Origin of the sequence: Pedobacter jamesrossensis (assembly GCF_042650905.1) — a bacterium.
Lineage (GTDB): Bacteria > Bacteroidota > Bacteroidia > Sphingobacteriales > Sphingobacteriaceae > Pedobacter > Pedobacter jamesrossensis.
The window spans coordinates 1-590 of the sequence record NZ_JBHSBY010000051.1; the positions used below are offsets into that span (position 1 = coordinate 1).

The following is a 590-nucleotide window of genomic DNA, read 5'->3' on the forward strand; positions in this document are numbered from 1 at the left end:
GACTCCTTGTCCTGAATTGGCAACTGAGCATAATTACGCTCGTTTTTATCCTTTTGGTCCCATGTCCGGTTGTAGATAATTACCGAGGAAAGGCCCTGGATGGATGAGCTTTCAGCATCCACGACCAGCATGGGATGACAAAAAAAGCCCGGGACAGCTTTGTTTCCGGTCGGGCCGATATTTGGATCCAGTTCGCCCAACTTGTTTCTGATGCCACGATAATTGAATTCTGTAGTATCCTGAATGCACAGTACATGTTTAAGTGAATTTAACGTGCTATTGCAAAGCCGATAGCCACCTTCCAGGATATCATCATGTTCCAATCGCTTGTTCGATAGCATACGATAGAAGGCAGCTTTTAAGGAATGGGTTGGAGCTAACCGATTGATGACTGCTGTTCCCGAAGATAACAATTCTGACAAACAATTTTCTAATCTAACTGAAATGCGGTTATCTGGTAAAAAACCTTTATAAACACCTGAATAACAATGATTTAACATGGTTAAAAATACGAAAAATAATCCGTATATGGTTGATATTCAGTGTGTTACATCTTATTTATTTAATGATAAATGTGTGTAAGGATTAGC

1 pseudogene is annotated in these 590 nt (G+C 39.8%); it reads right to left on the reverse strand.

From position 1 onward, the window contains the following. Positions 1–500 (reverse strand): annotated as a pseudogene (locus tag ACFOUY_RS21650) (hypothetical protein); the annotation flags it as partial. Between the last annotated feature and the right edge of the window lie 90 nt (positions 501–590).